The sequence below is a fragment of the Stenotrophomonas sp. YJH_SMC_94-11 genome (assembly GCF_059370435.1).
The window spans coordinates 1-17,492 of the sequence record NZ_JCAFTR010000010.1 but is presented as its reverse complement, the minus strand read 5'-3'; the positions used below and the strand labels follow the sequence as shown (position 1 = coordinate 17,492).

The window sequence follows — 17,492 nt, the reverse complement described above, 5'->3', positions numbered from 1 at the left end:
GATCCCGGGGAAAAAGCGCGGCGTACAATGGACGGCCCCACGTTGTACAGGCGTCGTCCCTTGTCGTATCCCTATCCGCTGGTCGTATTCGATCTCGATGGCACGCTGGTCGACAGCGCAGCTGACATCGCCGAAGCGCTGAACCGCACGCTGGAAGCCATCGGCATGGCACGGGTGCCGGAAGCCACCGTGCTCGGCTGGATCGGCGACGGTGTGCGCCGCCTGGTCGAACAGGCCGTGCACGCCGCCGGTCGTGAGGTCGACCTGGCCGAGGTCATGCCGGTGTTCATGGTGCACTACCGTGAATGCCTGCTGCGCAGCCCGCGCCTGTTCGATGGCGTGGCCGACGCACTGGCGCAGCTGCGCGCGCGCGCCGTGCCACTGGCGATCTGCACCAACAAGCCCGAAGCACTGGTGCCGCCGCTGCTGCAGCACCTGGGCATCGGTGATGCGTTCGCGCTGGTACTGGGCGGCGATTCACTGCCGCAGCGCAAGCCCAGCGGTGAGCCGCTGCGGCATATCGCTGCGCACTTCGGGCTGCCGGTCGATGCCTGCCTGATGGTGGGTGATTCGCTGACCGACTACCGCGCCGCCGAAGATGCGGGCATGCCGATCGCGCTGGTCCGCTACGGCTACCCGCGCGGTCTGGACCTGGCCACCGCGCATGCGGTGGCGGTGATCGATGACCTGCGTGAACTGCCGGGGTTGACCGCCGGCGTCCCGGTGTAGAGCCGAGCCCATGCTCGGCTGCTTTGCTGCCTGAGCCGAGCATGGACTCGGCTCTACAGAGAAAGCGCCGGGCAATGCCCGGCGCCTTCTCTCATTTCGGCTGGTAACGCACGCTCACCTGGTACTCACGACCGGGCTGGTTGAACCACGCCACGGTCTCGTATCGTCGGTCGAACACGTTGGCGGCACGCGCCAGCAGCGACCACGACGGCGTCAGCGCGTACTCGGCGCGCAGATCCAGCGTGCCGTAACCCGCCACCTTCACCGCGTTGGCGGCATCGTCATAGCGCTTGCCCGCTCCCTGAACCGTCAGGCCTGCGCGGAAGGCCCCGAAACGTCGATCGAGGTCCAGGCGCGCGGTCTGCTGTGCACGACGCGGCAGCCAGTTGTCGAACTGGGTGCTGCCGCCGGTGCGGTTGCGTGGGTCGGTGTAGCTCAGCTGGGCGTTGATGTCGAAGCCGGCCAGCAGCACGCCACCGGTCAGTTCGGCACCGCGGATGCGCGCCTTCTCCACCTGCTGCATCCTGAAGGTCGCCGCATCGTAGGTGATCAGATCATCGATGCGGGTTTCATAGACGTCCAGGCCCCAGTGCCAGCCCTGTCCCTGCTGCGAAACGCCCAGGTTGGTGCTCTTGGACTTCTCCGGGTTCAACGTCGGCACACCGCTCCACGGGTCGTACAGGTCGCTGAAGGTCGGCGCCTTGAACGCAGTGCCGTAACTGGCATTGACACGCAGGCCGTGGCCGAGTTCCATCGCCCAGCCGAGGCTGCCGGTGGCGTGGTTGCCGAACTGCTGGTTGTCGTCGTTGCGCGCGCTGGCCTGCAGCTGGTGGCGACCGAAGCGTCCCTGGTACTGCACGAACACGCCGGTGTTGCGGCGGCTGTCGACCCGATATCCGGCACTGCTGCCATCCAGGTTGTCTTCGCTCCAGTCCACGCCGGTGCTCAGCAGCTGGCTTTCTGCCAAGGCGAAGTCACCCTGCAGCGAGGCACTGTCGCGGTGGGTCTGAGCGCTGCCACGGGCACCGAAGTCACCAAAGTTGTCCGACTCGTTGTCACTGCGCCCGACATTGGCGGTGAACGCCAGGCGTTCGGACGGGGTGTAGCGCACCTTGCCGGCCAGCACCTGCTGGCGGGTTTCCGAATAGTTGTAGTAGCCGTCGTAATGGTTCTTTCCGTCGGCACGCAATGCACTGCCTTCCACGTTCCATTGGTCGTTGAAGGTGTAGCCACCGCGCAGGCTCTTGGACAGGTTGCGGTAGCCATCGCGGTCATGTTCGTCGGCAAAGCAGCCGGTGAACAGCGTTGCCGAGCCGCGGCAGGCATCGATGCCATCGGAATGCTGGTAGGCGATGTCGGCGCCGAACCAGCCGCGTTCGGTCCCGCCGCCGATCCCGCCGCTGGCTTCGCGCAGGCCGTTGCTGCCGCCACCGAGCTGGAAGTGCGGGGCGAAATCACCCTGGTTGCGGCGGGTGAAGATCTGGATCACGCCGCCAATGGCATCGGCGCCGTACAGGCTCGACTGCGGGCCACGCACGATTTCCACGCGCTCGATCTGCGCCAGCGGCAGGTCCTGGTACATCGCCAGGCCGAGGTCGGCACTGTTGATGCGCACGCCGTCGACCAGCACCACGGTGTGGCCCGAGTTGGTGCCGCGCAGGAACAGCGAGCTCTGCTTGCCGAGCCCGCCGGCATTGGTCAGGTTGATGCCGGCGCGGCCGCGCAGCAGTTCCTGCAGCGAGGTGGCCTGGCTGGATTCGATCTGCGCGCGGTCGATCACCTGGGCCGGCGCGATGCTGTCCTGCAGGGCGATCGGGGTGCGCGTGGCGGTGACCAGGATCTGGTCGAGCGCGGTGGTGTCATCGGCGGCCTGTGCCAGCGCGGGCAGGGCGGCCAGTACGGCCAGGGACAGCATTCGGGACTGCAGCTTCATGGGGGAACTCCAGGTGCCACGCACGCCCGCGTGGCGAAGGGGAGGAGCCGCGAAGGCAGGCACGCGCCGATGCCGCAGCGCACGCCACGGTCATCCAGCGCCATGCCCACCGCATCGCGACCTGAGGCTTCCGGGCCGGTCTCCGGGCTTGCCGCCGGGTGGCGCGAGGCCACCGTCCAGGCGCCTTCCCATGCCTGCGGCACAGTGGCGGTGTTGCCTGGAACTGACGTGCTTACCGTTGCGGGGGCAGCGCCGGCCTGGCGTGGAATCACGCGTCACCGGCTTCCCGTTTCAACCTGCCGGCCACGGCCGCAGGTCACCTGGAAGTGCGCGCAGTCTACGGCATCGCAGGCCGTCCCGTTGCGTCGCGCCTGCGCGGCTGCCTTTGCTGTGCCTTTAGAATGGTTGCTCGATCCCGTGGTGCCGTTACCGATGTCTGCCCGTTCTCAGTTGTACCTGCCTCGCCCGTCCGGGACGCACGCATGATCCTCGACCTGGTCCGCCATGCCGGCAACGGTCGCGATGAGTTCCTTGATGGCCGCAGCGATCCACCGCAGCTGGCCGGCCTGCCGCAGGAGCTGGTCGAGGCCTATGCCGAGCAACGCTGGGAGCGGGTGATCAGTTCACCGCGGTTGCGCGCCCTGCACACGGCGATGGCGCTGGCCACCCCACGCGGGCTGGACGTCGAAGCGGACGAGGAATGGGAAGAACTGGATTTCGGCGATTGGGACGGGCAGTCGCTGTTCGACCTGCCGGAAGATGCGCTGGCCGCCTTCCATGCCGATCCGCATGCGTTCCCGCCGCCGAACGGCGAGAGCTGGGGTCATTTCGAGCGGCGTATCGCGCGCGCGCTGGATCGCCTGCTCGATGATGATGATCCGGTGCCGACGCTGGTGGTCAGCCATGGTGGCCCGCTGCGCATGGTGTTGTCGCAGGTTTGCGGCCTGCCGATGTCGCTGTGCTGGGCCCTGCGCATCGACCACGGCACGCGCCTGCGGGTGTGGCTGGAGCGGGGCGAGGTCGGGCTGGTGGGCGAGCTGCTGGAACTGCAGCAGCCGTAGTCCATCGGTAGTGCCGGCCGCTGGCCGGCAGCCTCAGGAACGTTGCAAGGATCACGCAGTTGCCGGCCAGCGGCCGGCACTACCGGTGCAGTCAATCCTCGTCCGCGCGCTCGGTCACGCTGTCTTCCGCCTCATCGTCGGCATCGAAGCGCTGCTCATGCACCGGGCCCGACGCCGGGCCGGCCGCCTTCAGCGGATGCGCGGCGATGCGCGCTTCGTAGTCCTGCACCAGCGCTTCACGCTGCGGCTCGCTCAGCTCCTGCCAGTGGCAGTCCAGCAATGCGCCTTCCAGCGAGTACAGCAGGTTCAGGCTGGGCTTGAAGCCGGCCCGCTTGACCTTGACGAAGGCGCCAACTGCGCCGATCGCAACCAGGTCCTCGCGGCTGCGCAGCCCGACCTGGCGCAGCCACGCTGCACTCTTCGGGCCGATGTTGCGCAGCTTCGGTGCGCTCATCCCAGTGCCTCGACGAACACGCGGGCGATGGCTTCCAGGCCGGCCTGATCGTCGGCATCGAAGCGGCCGACCTTCGGGCTGTCGATATCGAACACGCCGATCAGTTCATCGCCGCGCAGCAGCGGCACCACCAGCTCCGAACGCGAGGCCGAATCGCAGGCGATGTGGCCGGGGAAGGCATCGACGTCGTCCACGCGCTGGGTTACGCGCTGGCTGGCGGCGGCACCGCACACGCCCTTGTCCAGCGGGATGCGCACGCAGGCCGGCAGGCCCTGGAACGGGCCGACCACCAGTTCCTTGCCGTCATACAGGTAGAAGCCCACCCAGTTCAGGTCGGGCAGGGCGTGATAGACCAGTGCGGAGAGGTTGGCCGCGTTGGCGATGCGGTCGGACTCGGCGTAGACCAGGCCACGGGCCTGTTCCAGCAGCTGGGCGTATTGTTCCGGCTTGCTGCCGGTGAGCGAGGCATTGGCGAACATGCCTGCAGTCTAGCAAGTGCACCGGGCCGGCGATAATGCGCGCACTGTTGCCCTGTTGGAGCCCATCGATGCCGTTGCCCGCTACGCTGCCGCCCGCCCTGTTCGTTACCGGCACCGACACCGAAATCGGCAAGACCGCGGCCAGCACGGCGCTGCTGCATGCACTGCGCCAGCGTGGCCTGCGCGCGGTGGGCATGAAGCCCGTGGCCAGCGGCAGCGAGGACCTGGGGCAGGGCCTGCGCAACGAGGACGCGCTGGCGCTGCAGGCGGCCAGCTGGCCGGTGCCGGACTATGCCGACCTGAACCCCTATGCGCTGCGGCAGCCGCTGGCACCGGAGCTGGCCGCTGCCGAGGACGGCGTGCAGGTGGCGCTGGCGCCGATCGTGGCCGCGTTCGAACGCCTGCGCGCGAAGGCCGATATCGTCGTGGTGGAGGGCGTGGGCGGTTGGCTGGCACCGGTCTCGGCCACGCTGGACCAGCTCGACCTGGTGCGTGCGCTGCAGCTGCCGGTGCTGCTGGTGGTGGGCATGCGGCTGGGCTGCGTCAACCACGCGCGGTTGACTGCGCAATCACTGCAGGCCAGCGGCGTGGACTGCCTGGGCTGGATCGGCAACCACATCGACCCGGCGATGCAGCGCCAGGACGAGAACATCGCCACGCTGCAGCAGCGCTTGCCGATGCCGTGCTGGGGACGGCTGCCGCATCTGCCGGGGGCGGATGGTCAGATCCTGAGTACGCACCTGCTCGACTGACCTGCTTCCTGTAGAGCCGAGCCCATGCTCGGCTCAGCGGGGACCGTCAGCGAAGGGCAGCCGAGCGTAGGCTCGGCTCTACAGGAGCTGGCGCACTGCCAGCTCCCGCGCGATCGCACCCAGCCGTTCCACCGCACCGATGAAGCGCGCATCCAGGCTCTGGCAGCACGACAGCCGCAGGCAGTGGCGATAGCGCGCACCACGCGAATAGACCTGGCCGGGCATGAACACGATGTCCTCCTGCAGCGCTCGCTCGAACAGCTCTCGCGTGTCCACGCCCGGCAGTTCCAGCCACAGCAGGAATCCGCCCTGTGGTTCGGTGGCGCGGGTGCCTGCCGGGAAATGCTCGGCTACCAGCTGGCGCAGTCGTCCCACCTGTTCGCGGTACAGCCGGCGCATGCGATGCAAATGGTGCTCGTAGCTGCCTGCTTCCAGATACGCGGCCACCGCATCGCCGAGCAGCTGCGGCTCGCCGCCGGTGGACTGGAACTTCAGCAGCGCGATGCGCGCTGCGAAGCGGCCGCCATCCAGCCAGCCGATGCGGTAATCCGGTGCCAGTGTCTTTGAGAAGCCACCGACCACCATCACCCAGCCATCGCGATCAAAGGCTTTCAGCAACGGGGCCGGTGGCTCGCAGAACTGCAGCTCGGCGTACACCGCATCCTCGATCAGGGGCAGCTGCCGTGCGTTGACCAGCTCGGCCAAGCGTTGCTTGGCGGCGGTCGGCATGGTGCAGCCGAGCGGGTTGTGCACGGTCGGCATCACCACCAGTGCGGCCAGCGGCGTGTGCTCCAGCAGCGCATCCAGTGCATCTACATCCAGTCCGTGCTGCGGGTGGGTGGGTAACTCGATGGCCTGCAGGCCGAGATTGGCCAGCAACGGATACAGGTTGAAGTAGGACGGCGCCTCGATGCCCACCGCATCACCGGGCTGGGTGACCGCGCGCAACGCCAGCTGCAGGGCTTCCATCGCACCATGGGTCAGCAGGAGTCGCTCGGCGTGGGTGTGCAGGCCCATGCGCGGACTGCGGCGCACGATCTGCGCCAGCAGCCGCGGTGAACCATTCGGGCGCGCGTAGGTCTCCACCGTCTGTTGGCCATGGCGCAGTACCTGCGCGGTGTGCTTGGCCAACTGCGCGCCGGGGTAGAACTGGCGACCACGCGGGCCGGCGAAGGCCAGGTCGACCACACCCGGCCGGCGCTGCGCTTCCAGCACGCGCGCCATCAGCACCTGCTGCAGCGGTGCGGTGGGTGCCGAGGGCGCATCGCGCAATGATCGTTCCGGCACCGATAGCCGCGGCGCCACCTCGAAGCCGGCCTTGGGCCGCGGAATGACCAGGCCGGCATCTTCCAGCTGGCGATAGGCGGCGATCACCGTGTTGAGGCTGAGCCTGCGCTGCGACGCCATCTGCCGCAGCGAGGGCAGGCGGCTGCCGACCGGAAGGCGACCGCCGTGGATGGCCTCGGCCAGTTCGTCGGAGAGCCGCTGGTAGCGTGGAGGGATCATCGTGGCCTGGTCATCTGTATCCATCGAACATCCCGCCATCTGGTTCTGTACCCATGATGATGGCGAGCCTAGCATGTCGTCGTCGGCCGGGCCTGATCGGGGCGTGGCCGGCGCATTCCAAGCGCACGGCGGGACCGCCGTGCGTCTTTTTTGTGTGTAGAGCCGAGCCCGCGCTCGGCTGCTTTTCCGCCAACAGCAGCCGAGCGTGGGCTCGGCTCTACAGAAGCGCAGCGCCGAGCACCGATCAGCCCCAGGGCAAATGCCGTCAGCGCATCGGCACCAGCACCGCCTCGCGCCGGTACAGCGCCGGGAACTGCCTGGCCAGGGCCGCCAGCTTCGGTGCGTCGTAGTAGCGGATGTAGGCGGCCTGCGGGTAGTTGGTCATGTAGTTCTGGTGGTAGCTCTCGGCCGGATAGAAGCGCTGGCCGCTGACCAGCTGGGTGACGATCGGTGCGCGGTAGCTGCCGGCCTGGCCGAGCTGGGCAATGTAGGCACGGCTGGCCGCCTGCTGGCGGGCGTCATCACTGAAGATCGCCGAGCGATACTGGCTGCCGTGGTCCGGACCCTGGCGGTTGAGCTGGGTCGGGTCGTGCGCGACCGAGAAGAACACCTGCATCAGCTGTCCATAGCTGACCTGGCGCGGGTCGTAGTCAATCTTTACAGCTTCGGCATGGCCGCTCTGTCCACCGCTGACGCGCTCATAGCGCGCATTGGCTGCACTGCCACCGATATAGCCGGACACCGCATTGCTCACGCCCTTGACGTGCTGGAACACGCCCTGCACGCCCCAGAAGCAACCGCCGGCAAACACCACGCTGGCGTGGGTGGCGTCATCGCGGAACGCCGCATCGCCGGTGGGGGCCGGCAGTGCCTGGATCTGCGCGCTGGCTTCGACCGGCGCCGCAGCCGCACCGTGATCGACCAGCAGCACCCCGGCAATCAATGCCATGGCCACCAGGCCGGCCACACCGGCGGCGATGCCCTGTTCAAAGGAGAGTTTCATCATGTGCTCCCGGTTCAACCGAAGGTGAAGGCATAGGCCTGCACGCCCGCATCGAGGAATTCGATCTCGAAGCGATGCGGACCGACCGTGCCGCGCTGGCGTACCAGCTGGTACAGGCGATGCTCGTCGACCACGCCACTGCCATCGGCGCCGACATCACTACCGGCATCGGCGGCGGGCAGCGCCTTGCCATCCAGCCAGACGCGGAAGCGCACCGGCCTGCCGTCGCGGCTGGGCGCCAGCACCAGGTGCAGGTCGCGCGCATGGAACTGGAAGGCAATGCGGCCACCGGCCTGCTGCAGCTGTGCGGCTTCATCGGTGACGGTCCAGCGCCCCGACAGTCCCCACTGGTTCAGCGCCAGGGTCGTCGGCAAGGAGTAGTCGAACGCGGCATCACTGCGCTGCCCGCCGGGCGAGGCGAACTGTTCGGCGCGGGCGTGGCCCAGATACGTTTCCGGCGAGCGCAGGTTGCCCATGTCGGCCTGCACGGCCACGCCTTTCAGGTCGGCGGCCGCAGGATCGGCAGGCGGCGGCAGGTTGGCCTGCCCGGCTTCGGTCAGCAGGCGACGGATCATCTGTTCCGAACGCGCATAGTTGCCTTCGCCGAACTGGTGGCCGCGGATGTTGCCCTGCGCATCAACGAAGTACTGCGCCGGCCAGTAGCGGTTGTTGAACGCGCGCCAGATCGTGTACTGGTTGTCGAGCGCCACCGGGTACTCGACCTTCAGCTGCTGCACCGCCTTCATCACGTTGCGCGGGTCACGCTCGAAGGCGAACTCCGGCGTGTGCACGCCGATCACCACCAGGCCGTGGTCGCGGTAGCGGCGCTCCCATTCGTGAACGAACGGCATCGCACGCAGGCAGTTGATGCAGGAGTAGGTCCAGAAATCGACCAGCACGACCTTGCCGCGCAGCTGCTGGACCGTCAGCGGTGGGCTGTTGAGCCAGCCGGTGGCCCCGTCCAGCGCGGGCAGGGTGCCTTCGACCGGCAGCGGTGCATCGCCAGCGGCGTCGGCACCGGCCATCATCATCATTGGTGGTGCCGCCGGTTGCGCGCCGGGTACCGCGTCCAGCAGGCCCTGCTCGATACGCGCGGTGCTGAGCGTGGAAAGACGGGTCAGCAGGCCGGTATCCCAGCCCAGGCCGATCGCTACCACCGCCAGCAGGGCGGCCACGCCCAGCACCTTGCGCAGTGCATCGCCGAGGCCAAGCCGCGCCTGCAGCGCACGGAACACCCGGCCGCCCACCCACACCGCCAGTGCCAGCGCGGTGATCGCGCCCAGCGCATACGCCAGCAGCAGGGCACTGGTACCCACGCTGGCACCATGCAGGGCGGCACCGGTCAGCACCAGGCCGAGGATCGGACCGGCGCATGGCGCCCACAGCAGGCCGGTGGCGATGCCGATCAGCAGCGAGGTCCACGCGCCGCCGCGCCCAGCGGCATCCGCGGCATCGGCGCGCGCGCTCAGACGGGCACCCACGCGCTGGAACGGCGCCAGCAGATGGTCGGCCAGTCGTGGCCACAGCAGGGCGACCGCGAACAGTGCCATCAGCAGCAGGGCGATCCAGCGCCCGACCTGGTTGGCCTGTGCCACCCATTGGCTGCCCACCGCGGCCAGGCTGGCAACCACGGTGAAGGTGAGCGCCATGCCCAGCAGCAATGGCAGCGTGCTGCGCAGGAACGGGCGATCGGCACGCGCGAACACGAACGGAAGCACCGGCAGGATGCAGGGACTGAGCAGGGTCAGCGCGCCCCCCAGGTAGGCAAGCAGCAACAGCAGCATCGTCAGGCTCCGGAAACAGGGGAAGAACCGACCGGCACCCGCCAGCCGTCGGCAGTGCCATCCGTGGCGCCGGGAACGAACACCATCGCTGCGCCGTTCATGCAGTAGCGCAGCCCGGTCGGGCGTGGGCCATCGTTGAACACATGGCCGAGGTGGCCGCCACAGCGACGGCAGTGCACCTCCACCCGCAGCATCCCGAAGGTGACGTCGCGGTCTTCGCCGATGGCGTTGTGCAGCGGCGCCCAGAAGCTGGGCCAGCCGGTGCCGCTCTCGAACTTGGTGGAGGAGGAAAACAGCGGCAGCGCACAGCCGGCACACGCGAAGGTGCCCTGGCGGTGTTCCTTGTTGAGCGGGCTGCTCCACGGCCGTTCGGTGGCCTGCTGGCGCAGCACCGCGTACTGCGCCGGGGTCAGGCGCTGGCGCCAGTCGGCATCGCTGTGCATGACCTCGAACTGTCGCGACGGGCGCGCTTCGGCGGCGGCCGGGGCGGCGCGGCTGCAGGCCCCCAGGCCGAGCAGGCCGGCGGCGGTGGCAACACCTCCCAGGCCCAGCAGATGGCGGCGGGACAAGGACATGGCGGACTCCGGGAAGGGGATGACGGGGCCATGCTGCGCCCGCCCGGGTCAACGAATCCTCACGCAGGATTCAATTTTTCGTGAGGTATCGGCGGCCGTCCCGCGCCACAATGCAACCCGCCTCCCCACTGGCCTTGAGCTGACGATGTCGACCAAACGCGTGCTGATCGTTGAAGACGATGCCCACATCGCCGACCTGCTGCGCATGCACCTGGGCGATGAGGGCTACGATGTCGCCCATGCTGCCAGCGGCGATGCCGGCCTGCGCCTGCTCGAGCAGGAAGGTCCCTGGGATGCGCTGGTGCTGGACGTGATGCTGCCCGGCGTGGACGGCCTGCAGGTGTGCCAGCGCGCACGCGCGATGGCGCGGTATGTGCCGATCATCATCATCAGTGCGCGCGGCAGCGAAACCCAGCGCATCGTCGGCCTGGAACTGGGCGCGGACGATTACCTGGCAAAACCCTTCTCGATGCCGGAACTGGTGGCACGCGTGCGCGCGCTGCTGCGCCGCGCCGAGGCGATGGCGCAGAGCGCACGCATCGATGCCGGCGCGATCGAGCTGGGGGGACTGCAGCTGGACCCGGTCGCGCGTACCGCCTCGGTGGATGGCAATCCATTGGAGCTGACCCCGCGCGAGTTCGACCTGCTGTTGTTCTTTGCCCGTCACCCGGACCAGGTGTTCGCGCGCATGGAACTGCTCAACCAGGTCTGGGGCTACCAGCACGATGGCTACGAGCATACGGTCAACACCCATATCAACCGCCTGCGCAGCAAGATCGAGCCCGATCCGGCCAATCCGCGGCGGCTGCTGACGGTGTGGGGCCGTGGCTACAAGCTGGTCGACCCGGCCGGAGCAGCGGCATGATCAAGCCGAACCTGTGGCAGAAGCTGGCAGTGGTGACCGCTGCGCTGATGCTGACGTGCTGCATGGCGCTGCTTGCACTGCAGATGCGCGCCAATACCCGCCACGAGCAGGAGGTGGTACAGCGGTTGTCGCTGGGCCTGGCCGAGCACATCGCCCAGCGCAGCGAGCTGATGGATACCAGCGGCATGCGTGATGCGGCGGTGCGGGCGTTGTTCGGCCAGTTGATGGCGGTCAATCCCAGCGTCGAGGTCTACCTGCTGGATGACCAGGGCCGCATCCTCGGCCACGATGCACCCAGTGGGCACCTGGTGCGAAACCGGGTGGACGTGGCGCCGCTGCGCCACCTGCTGGCCGGTGCGCCGTTGCCGATCCTCGGCGATGACCCGCGTAGCGCGAATGGCCGCAAGGTGTTCAGCGCGGCACCTTTGATCGTGCAGGGCCGGCCGGCGGGCTACGTGTACGTGGTGCTGGTCGGCGAGCACCGGCAGATGCTGGCCGACGATCTTGCCGCCGGCAGCCAGTGGAACACCACGCTGTGGTCGGTGGTGCTGGTCGGTGGCCTCGGCCTGCTGGCCGGGCTGGTGGCGTTCTACTGGGTGACCCGTCCGCTGCGGCGGCTGACCCGACGCATCCAGGCCTTCGACATCGACGCACCCACGCCGTTGCCACCGCCGGAGCCGCTGCGCCCCGGTGAGCGCGACGAGCTGGTGATCCTCGAACACGCGCATGCGCAGATGGCGCAGCGGCTGGGCGAGCAGTGGCAGCAGCTGCGCCAGCAGGACCTGCAGCGCCGCGAACTGGTTGCCAATATCTCGCACGACCTGCGCACGCCGCTGTCGTCGCTGCATGGCTACCTGGAAACGCTGGCATTGAAGGACGCCACGCTGTCAGCGGACGAACGCCGCCGCTATCTCGGTATCGCGCTGGCGCAGAGCGCCAAGGTCGGCCGGCTGGCGCGCGCGCTGTTCGAGCTGGCGCGGCTGGAGCATGGCGAAGTGCGGTTGGAGTGGGAGGTGTTCGCGCTGCCGGAGCTGCTGCAGGACGTGCTGCAGAAGTTCGAACTGGCGGCACAGGCGCGCGGCCAGCAGCTGCACGCAGCGTTCCCCCCCGGCCTGCCGCTGGTGCGCGCCGACCTGGGCCTGGTCGAACGGGTGTTGACCAACCTGCTCGACAACGCGCTGCGCCATGCACCCGACGGTGGACAGATCGAGGTGCGCCTTTGCGCAACTCCCGACAGCGTGGAGGTCAGCGTGGCTGATGACGGCCCAGGGGTGGCGCCGGCGTTGCGCACCCAGCTGTTCCAGGCACCGGCCGCGCTGGGCGCGCGGCGCGGCGAGAACGGCGGATTGGGGCTGTTGATCGTGCAGCGCATCGTGCAGCTGCACGGCCGCCGCATCGAACTGCGCGACAGCGAGCGTGGCGCGCTGTTCGTGTTTGCCTTGCCGCGTGCGGAACCGGCGGCCTAGCAGGCCGCTTCGCATTCGACGATGCCGCCGCCGTTTTCCAGCGGCAGGTGCAGGCGGATGCAGGCACCGCCCAGCGTCGAATCGGTCACTTCGACGTGGCCGCCATGCTTGTCGGCCACCACCTGCACCAGTGCCAGGCCGAGGCCGAAGCCGGGACTGCCCGGGTCCAGCCGGACGTAGGGCTGCAGTACCTGGCCGCGCAGTTCGGGTGCAATGCCGGGGCCGTCGTCCTCCACCTGCAGGCATAGCCAGCCGTCATTGACGCTGCTGGCAATACGGATCTGCCGGCGCGCGTAGCGCAGTGCATTGCCGAGCAGGTTGCGCAGTGCCAGCTCCAGCATATGCCGGTTGACGTTGACCAGGCCCACCGGTGACAGCGCCTGCTGCACCGGCATCGGCAGCGGCGCGAACTGGGCGACCACGCCGCGCACCAGCGCCGCCAGCTGCAGGCGCTGGCGGGTCAGCTGATGGCAGCGGCCCAGTGCGGCGTACTCGACGCCTGCATCGGTCAGGTGCTGCAGCCGATCCACATCGGTGCGCAATCCGCCCAGTGCATCGCGCTGCCCATCATCGAGCGCGGTGTCCTCCAGGTCGGCCAGGCCGAAACGCATCCGCGCCAATGGCGTGCGCACTTCGTGCGCCACCGCCTGCGCCAGCACACGCTGGCTTTCCAGCAGCTGCTGCAGCTGCTCGGCCATGTGGTTGAAGGCATTGGCCAGTGGCCGCACCAGCGCGGTGCCCGCACGCGGCGCACGCGTGTCCAACTGGCCATCGCGCATCTGCCTGGCCGCCTGCGCCAGCTGCGAGACGTCGCGCCACAACCGATAGACCATCACGTACATCGGCAATGCCACCGCCACCATCAGGATCAGCAGCAGGATCGCCACGCCGGATACTTCGCTGTCCTGCCAGCCCTCGTCCGGCAGCGCTTCATCCAGCGGCCCCAGCATCACCGCGTAGTCGCTGTCACCGATGCGCTGCAGGCTGCGCATGTGCTCCAGGTCGATCTGCACGCGGCCGTTGTTGAACGGCGGACGTTGGCTGGCCGGCAACGCCTTCACTGCCTCAGCCAGCGGCACCATGCGCAGCGCGTAGGCGAAATCGGCGTCGAGTTCGCGTGCCAGCACCGGCCACTGGTCGTGCGGGGTTTCGGCGAAGCGGTGCTGCAGCAGGGCATGGGTGCCACGCATTTCGGCCTGCAGCCCGGCTTCGGTGCGGTCCTCCAGCAGGGCATCCCAGGCCCACAGGCCCAGCACGATCAGCAACAGGTGGGCAACCAGGAAGCCGATGCCGTAGCGCAGGAAGTGGAAGGCGTGGCCGCGCATCGCCGAGGGCGTGCGCTTCATCCCCATGCCGAGCGGCTGAACAGGTAGCCGCGGCCACGGACGGTCTTGATCCGTTCCGGCTGCTCGGGGTTGTCGCCCAGTTTGCGGCGCAGGCGCGAGATGCGGGCATCGATCGAACGGTCCAGGCCGTCGAAGGCGATGCCACGCAGGCCGCGCAGCAGCGCGTCGCGGTCCAGGATCTGCCCGGCGTTGCTGGCCAGCAGGAACAGCAGGTCGAACTCGGCCGTGGTCAGCTCCAGCAGGCTGCCCTGCAGGTGCACGTTGCGGGTGGACGGGTCGATGTTCAGCTCGCCGAAGCGCAGGCTGCCGTCACGCGGTTCGACCCGGCGGTGGCGGCGCAGGTGGGCGCGCAGCCGCGCCAGCAGCACCCGCGGTTCGATCGGTTTGCCGATGTAGTCGTCGGCCCCCAGCTCCAGCCCCAGAACCTGGTCGATGTTGTCGGTGCGGGCGGTCAGCACGCAGATGATGCCGTCATAGAGGGGCCGGATCTGCCGACACACTTCGAAACCATCCTGGTCGGGCAGGCCGACATCGAGCAGCACCAGGGCTGGTTTCTCGGCCAGGATGCGGGCCACTGCGCGCTCGCCGCTGCGCTCGTGGGCCACCTGGTAGCCATGCCGTTGCAGGTAGTCGCTGACCATCGTTCCCAGGCGGGCATCGTCTTCGACCAGTACGATATCCAGCATTTCCAAGGCCTCCGTAGGCGCAAACGTACCGCCACGGCACGAGCGCGGCGATGCTATCCCAGCCATCGGGCCGCCCGGGTCCCGGGGGCGGGCGCCATTCAGCCGGGGTTGCTGGCGCAGGGGCCGGGTCTCAGTCCCGGCAACAACTTGGCGTTCAGCATAGCCTGATGCTGTTACAAAACGTTACCTTCGTGATACGACAGGTGACGATCGCTGACAGCAAAGCGACTGACGCCGCGCGGCCCGGCGCCGAGCATGGAGTCTCCTCCGCTCCGCGTGCCGTCCCCATGTCGCCCGCCGCCCCCTGCCTGCTGAACCCGTCCCGCCGCCGCCAGTGCGGAGGCTCCCGATGAGCGGCGTGGTCGGGGCCTGGTTGCCGCCCGCCGAGGACGAGCAGTTGCTGCAGCAGCTGGCGCCGATGCTGCGGGCGCTGCAGCAGCGTGGGCGTGGCCGCATCGGCTACTGGACCGACGCCGAGGCCGGCCTCGCGCTGGGCCACTGCCGGGCGCCGACCGATACGCCGTTGCAGCCGCTGAGCTCGGACTGCGGTCGCTACGTGCTGTGCCTGGACGGCCGCCTGTACAACCGCGCTGACCTGCAGGCGCAGTTGCGCGATCTGCCACGCAGCTGCAGCGATGCACGGCTGCTGCTGCAGGCGATCGTCGAATGGGGCGTGCAGCGGGCGCTGTCGCGTATCGAGGGCGCCTTCGGTTTCAGCGTCTGGGACCGCGAGTCGCGCGTGCTGTGGCTGGCCCGTGATCCGGTGGGCGAGCGGCCGCTGTACTACGGCTGGTACCAGGGCCAGTTCCTGTTCGCCTCGGAGTTGAAGGCGCTGCAGGCCTTCGCCGGGTTCGCACCGAGCATCGACCAGGATGCGCTGAGCCTTCTGCTGCGTCACGACTATGTGCCGGCGCCGCACACCATCTACCGCGGCATCCACAAGCTGGTGGCGGGCGCGATGCTGCGCATCGATCTCAGCGACCATGCCGCGGGTTGCTCCAGCCAGGCCGAGCAGGGGGGCGCGCGTTACTGGTGCGCACGCGAAGCAATGCAGCGTGCACTGCAGGAGCCGCTGCAACCGGCGCCGAGCCTGGAACAGGCCACCGACCAGCTTGAGGCGGTACTTCAGAAAGCCATCGCTTCACGCATGCACTCGCCGCTGGCGTGTGGCGCGTTCCTGTCCGGAGGCACCGACTCCTCGCTGGTGACGGCGATGATGCAGGCCCAATCCACGCTGCCGATCGAAGCATGGACGGTCGGCTTCGACGATCCGGGACATGACGAGAGCGACTGGGCGTCGCAGGTCGCGCGCCATCTGGGTGTGCAGCACCACCTGCACCGCATGGACGCGCGCCAGGGCCTGGATCTGCTGCAGCGCCTGCCGCAGGTCTGGTGCGAACCGTTCGCCGACGCCTCGCAGCTGCCGACGCTGCTGGCCAGTGAACTGCTGGGGGCACGCAAGCCGGTGGCGCTGACCGGTGACGGTGGCGATGAACTGTTCTTCGGCCACCCCAGCTATGGCCGCGCGCTGCGCAATGCGCGCCTGTGCGGTGGCTTGCCGGACTGGGTACGCGACCTGGCGCGGCGCAGCGGCAACCGCATGAACGCCGAGCGTGGTCGTCTCGGTGGATGGCGTGCCTTGGTGGCCGAAGTTGCTGCCAACGATGTGGAAGGCCACTACCTGCAGCGGGTGACCCGCTGGCGGCAGCCGGCGCAGGTGGTGCTGGGCGCGCGTGAACCGGTGACGATCTTCCAGCAGCAGGACTCGGCGTTGCCGGCCGAAGCGCGCATCCAGCTGCTGGATTTCCGCATGGACCTGGCCGAGGGCATCCTGGCCAAGGTCGACCGCGCGGGCATGGCGGCGGGCGTTGAAACCCGTGCGCCACTGCTGGACATGGAGGTGGTGCGACTGGCCTGGCGCCTGCCGCAGCACCTGAAGTACCACGACGGCGAACACAAACTGATCCTGAAGCACCTGTTGGCACGCTACCTGCCCGAGCCGCTGGTGTACCGTCCCAAGCGCGGCTTTGGCCCGCCGATGGCGCGCTGGCTGGCCGGTCCGTTGCGCGATTGGGCGGAGGCGCTGCTGGACCCGCAGCTGCTTCGCAATCAGGGCTGTTTCGATCCGGCACGCGTGCGCGGCATTTGGGAAGCGTTCCTGCGCGGCGAGCGCAAGTGGCACACGCACCTGTGGAACGTGTTGATGTTCCAGGCGTGGCACCAGCACTGGCACGGTGGTCGCGGGCGCTGAGCCCTTCCTGCATCGCGTGCGGCGGGTTCATTCTGCGTGGCGCAGGGCGGAGGCCCTCGCGTACGAATGTCCTCCGGCGCCGGCTGTTGGCCGTCACCTCCTCCTTTACTTCGTACGCAAGGGCCTCCGCCCTGCGTTCGGAGTTCGTCGGCGCGTCATTGAAAGGTTGCCGCGAGCACTGCGCTCTACCCACCGCAAGCCGAGCCTCGTCGGGGCGGGCAGGGGTCTGGGCAAAGTAAAGGAGGAGGTGACGGCCAACGGTCGGCGCCGGGGGACATTTGCCCAGACCCCTGCCTGCCCCGGCGGGGCCCATCAGTTCGCGGGGAATCGAGACGAAGACACGCTTGTGGCGGATTCATTCTGCGTGGCGCAGGGCGGAGGCCCTTGCGTACGAATGTCCTCCGGCGCCGGCCGTTGGCCGTCACCTCCTCCTTTACTTCGTACGCAAGGGCCTCCGCACCGCGTTCGGAGTTCGTCGGCGCGTCATTGAAAGGTTGCCGCGAGCACTGCGCTCTACCCACCGCACGCCGAGCCTCGTCGGGGCGGGCAGGGGTCTGGGCAAAGTAAAGGAGGAGGTGACGGCCAACGGCCGGCGCCGGGGG

The 17,492-nt window shown here is 68.5% G+C and carries 15 protein-coding genes and 1 riboswitch; of the genes, 6 read left to right on the top strand and 9 right to left on the bottom strand.

Annotated elements, in window-relative coordinates:
- Window positions 1-60 precede the first annotated feature (60 nt).
- Entirely contained in the window at window positions 61-729 is a 669-nt protein-coding gene (gph, locus tag AC5P74_RS16595) for a phosphoglycolate phosphatase (RefSeq protein WP_053498038.1), read from the top strand.
- A gap of 91 nt (window positions 730-820) precedes the next feature.
- Here the strand turns inward: gph and btuB are convergent, their stop codons facing one another.
- On the bottom strand, window positions 821-2,662 hold the full coding sequence (gene btuB, locus AC5P74_RS16590) for a TonB-dependent vitamin B12 receptor (RefSeq protein WP_253136966.1): 1,842 nt from the start codon (window positions 2,660-2,662) through the stop codon (window positions 821-823).
- A 116-nt stretch (window positions 2,663-2,778) separates the two neighbouring features.
- Window positions 2,779-3,001: riboswitch (cobalamin riboswitch) on the bottom strand.
- A gap of 143 nt (window positions 3,002-3,144) precedes the next feature.
- Between btuB and AC5P74_RS16585 the strand changes: the two genes are divergently transcribed.
- Entirely contained in the window at window positions 3,145-3,723 is a 579-nt protein-coding gene (locus AC5P74_RS16585) for a histidine phosphatase family protein (RefSeq protein WP_005415139.1), read from the top strand.
- A gap of 91 nt (window positions 3,724-3,814) precedes the next feature.
- Here the strand turns inward: AC5P74_RS16585 and AC5P74_RS16580 are convergent, their stop codons facing one another.
- Together AC5P74_RS16580 and AC5P74_RS16575 are read right to left on the bottom strand one after the other, a co-directional pair.
- On the bottom strand, window positions 3,815-4,177 hold the full coding sequence (locus AC5P74_RS16580; protein WP_061478647.1) for a TfoX/Sxy family protein: 363 nt from the start codon (window positions 4,175-4,177) through the stop codon (window positions 3,815-3,817).
- Entirely contained in the window at window positions 4,174-4,656 is a 483-nt protein-coding gene (locus tag AC5P74_RS16575) for a GAF domain-containing protein (RefSeq protein ID WP_004140850.1), read from the bottom strand. The genes AC5P74_RS16580 and AC5P74_RS16575 overlap by 4 nt, the downstream gene beginning before the upstream one ends.
- Window positions 4,657-4,724: 68 nt before the next feature.
- Between AC5P74_RS16575 and bioD the strand changes: the two genes are divergently transcribed.
- The gene (bioD, locus tag AC5P74_RS16570; RefSeq protein WP_053498033.1) at window positions 4,725-5,408 is read left to right on the top strand and encodes a dethiobiotin synthase; all 684 of its coding nucleotides are present in this window, start codon (window positions 4,725-4,727) and stop codon (window positions 5,406-5,408) included.
- Between the two features lie 78 nt (window positions 5,409-5,486).
- Here the strand turns inward: bioD and AC5P74_RS16565 are convergent, their stop codons facing one another.
- The 4 genes from AC5P74_RS16565 to msrB form a co-directional block, all read right to left on the bottom strand.
- On the bottom strand, window positions 5,487-6,938 hold the full coding sequence (locus AC5P74_RS16565; protein WP_346608069.1) for an aminotransferase-like domain-containing protein: 1,452 nt from the start codon (window positions 6,936-6,938) through the stop codon (window positions 5,487-5,489).
- 241 nt (window positions 6,939-7,179) lie between these two features.
- A complete protein-coding gene (msrA, locus tag AC5P74_RS16560) occupies window positions 7,180-7,917 on the bottom strand; it encodes a peptide-methionine (S)-S-oxide reductase MsrA (RefSeq protein ID WP_032953890.1) in 738 nt (245 codons plus the stop codon).
- A gap of 14 nt (window positions 7,918-7,931) precedes the next feature.
- Entirely contained in the window at window positions 7,932-9,701 is a 1,770-nt protein-coding gene (locus tag AC5P74_RS16555) for a cytochrome c biogenesis protein DipZ (protein WP_188248474.1), read from the bottom strand.
- Between the two features lie 2 nt (window positions 9,702-9,703).
- The gene (gene msrB / locus AC5P74_RS16550; RefSeq protein ID WP_005415145.1) at window positions 9,704-10,276 is read right to left on the bottom strand and encodes a peptide-methionine (R)-S-oxide reductase MsrB; all 573 of its coding nucleotides are present in this window, start codon (window positions 10,274-10,276) and stop codon (window positions 9,704-9,706) included.
- 145 nt (window positions 10,277-10,421) lie between these two features.
- Here msrB and AC5P74_RS16545 point away from each other — a divergent pair, with 145 nt between their 5' ends.
- Together AC5P74_RS16545 and AC5P74_RS16540 are read left to right on the top strand one after the other, a co-directional pair.
- On the top strand, window positions 10,422-11,141 hold the full coding sequence (locus AC5P74_RS16545) for a response regulator transcription factor (RefSeq protein WP_005415146.1): 720 nt from the start codon (window positions 10,422-10,424) through the stop codon (window positions 11,139-11,141).
- On the top strand, window positions 11,138-12,607 hold the full coding sequence (locus tag AC5P74_RS16540; RefSeq protein WP_005415147.1) for a sensor histidine kinase: 1,470 nt from the start codon (window positions 11,138-11,140) through the stop codon (window positions 12,605-12,607). Before AC5P74_RS16545 ends, AC5P74_RS16540 begins: the two co-directional genes overlap by 4 nt.
- Here AC5P74_RS16540 and AC5P74_RS16535 read toward each other — a convergent pair.
- Together AC5P74_RS16535 and AC5P74_RS16530 are read right to left on the bottom strand one after the other, a co-directional pair.
- Window positions 12,604-13,953 carry an ATP-binding protein gene (locus tag AC5P74_RS16535; RefSeq protein ID WP_346608068.1) on the bottom strand — a complete coding sequence of 450 codons (1,350 nt, stop codon included), beginning with the start codon at window positions 13,951-13,953 and terminating at the stop codon, window positions 12,604-12,606. The genes AC5P74_RS16540 and AC5P74_RS16535 overlap by 4 nt on opposite strands.
- The gene (locus AC5P74_RS16530) at window positions 13,950-14,639 is read right to left on the bottom strand and encodes a winged helix-turn-helix domain-containing protein (RefSeq protein ID WP_069139418.1); all 690 of its coding nucleotides are present in this window, start codon (window positions 14,637-14,639) and stop codon (window positions 13,950-13,952) included. The genes AC5P74_RS16535 and AC5P74_RS16530 overlap by 4 nt, the downstream gene beginning before the upstream one ends.
- A gap of 349 nt (window positions 14,640-14,988) precedes the next feature.
- Here AC5P74_RS16530 and asnB point away from each other — a divergent pair, with 349 nt between their 5' ends.
- Complete coding sequence (gene asnB / locus AC5P74_RS16525; protein WP_053498027.1) at window positions 14,989-16,890, top strand: asparagine synthase (glutamine-hydrolyzing); 1,902 nt, start codon at window positions 14,989-14,991, stop codon at window positions 16,888-16,890.
- The last annotated feature ends 602 nt before the right edge of the window (window positions 16,891-17,492 follow it).

Excerpts from the sequence above, each read along its gene's own strand:
- msrB (WP_005415145.1), bottom strand. The coding sequence starts at position 10,276 with ATGTCCTTGTCCCGCCGCCATCTGCTGGGCCTGGGAGGTGTTGCCACC.
- AC5P74_RS16555 (WP_188248474.1), bottom strand. The coding sequence starts at position 9,701 with ATGCTGCTGTTGCTGCTTGCCTACCTGGGGGGCGCGCTGACCCTGCTC.
- msrA (WP_032953890.1), bottom strand. The coding sequence starts at position 7,917 with ATGAAACTCTCCTTTGAACAGGGCATCGCCGCCGGTGTGGCCGGCCTG.
- btuB (WP_253136966.1), bottom strand. The coding sequence starts at position 2,662 with ATGAAGCTGCAGTCCCGAATGCTGTCCCTGGCCGTACTGGCCGCCCTG.
- AC5P74_RS16585 (WP_005415139.1), top strand. The coding sequence starts at position 3,145 with ATGATCCTCGACCTGGTCCGCCATGCCGGCAACGGTCGCGATGAGTTC.
- AC5P74_RS16540 (WP_005415147.1), top strand. The coding sequence starts at position 11,138 with ATGATCAAGCCGAACCTGTGGCAGAAGCTGGCAGTGGTGACCGCTGCG.
- AC5P74_RS16565 (WP_346608069.1), bottom strand. The coding sequence starts at position 6,938 with ATGGATACAGATGACCAGGCCACGATGATCCCTCCACGCTACCAGCGG.
- AC5P74_RS16535 (WP_346608068.1), bottom strand. The coding sequence starts at position 13,953 with ATGAAGCGCACGCCCTCGGCGATGCGCGGCCACGCCTTCCACTTCCTG.
- asnB (WP_053498027.1), top strand. The coding sequence starts at position 14,989 with ATGAGCGGCGTGGTCGGGGCCTGGTTGCCGCCCGCCGAGGACGAGCAG.
- AC5P74_RS16530 (WP_069139418.1), bottom strand. The coding sequence starts at position 14,639 with ATGCTGGATATCGTACTGGTCGAAGACGATGCCCGCCTGGGAACGATG.
- AC5P74_RS16580 (WP_061478647.1), bottom strand. The coding sequence starts at position 4,177 with ATGAGCGCACCGAAGCTGCGCAACATCGGCCCGAAGAGTGCAGCGTGG.
- bioD (WP_053498033.1), top strand. The coding sequence starts at position 4,725 with ATGCCGTTGCCCGCTACGCTGCCGCCCGCCCTGTTCGTTACCGGCACC.
- AC5P74_RS16545 (WP_005415146.1), top strand. The coding sequence starts at position 10,422 with ATGTCGACCAAACGCGTGCTGATCGTTGAAGACGATGCCCACATCGCC.
- AC5P74_RS16575 (WP_004140850.1), bottom strand. The coding sequence starts at position 4,656 with ATGTTCGCCAATGCCTCGCTCACCGGCAGCAAGCCGGAACAATACGCC.